This window comes from Burkholderia sp. BCC1998 (assembly GCF_905339875.1).
In the GTDB taxonomy this organism is placed as follows: Bacteria; Pseudomonadota; Gammaproteobacteria; order Burkholderiales; family Burkholderiaceae; genus Burkholderia.
Genome location: NZ_CAJPHE010000114.1, coordinates 1 through 306 on the forward strand (window position 1 = coordinate 1; position 306 = coordinate 306).

General features: G+C 63.4%; 1 protein-coding gene. It reads left to right on the forward strand.

Annotated features, from left to right (window positions below; translation table 11 throughout):
- Positions 1–84 precede the first annotated feature (84 nt).
- Positions 85–306: IS66 family insertion sequence element accessory protein TnpB (tnpB, locus tag U5A56_RS37025; RefSeq protein WP_321927438.1), on the forward strand; the 222-nt coding region annotated here is incomplete at its 3' end.

The window sequence follows — 306 nt, forward strand, 5'->3', positions numbered from 1 at the left end:
TATCGAGGTGCGCCGGGGAGATCAGTCGGTCACGGTGAGTTGGCCGGTATCCGAAGCAACCCAGTGTGCCGCCTGGCTGCGCGAGTGGCTGCGGTGATCCGTGTCGACGAGATTTGGCTGGCGGTCGATCCATTGGACATGCGTGCCGGTTTCGATACGGCCTTGGCACGTGTGGTCAAGGTGTTCGGCGCCGCGCACCCACACCATGCCTATCTGTTCACCAATCGGCGCGCCAACCGCATGAAGGTCCTGATCCACGATGGGATCGGCATCTGGCTGGCCGCGCGACGTCTGAATCAGGGGCAG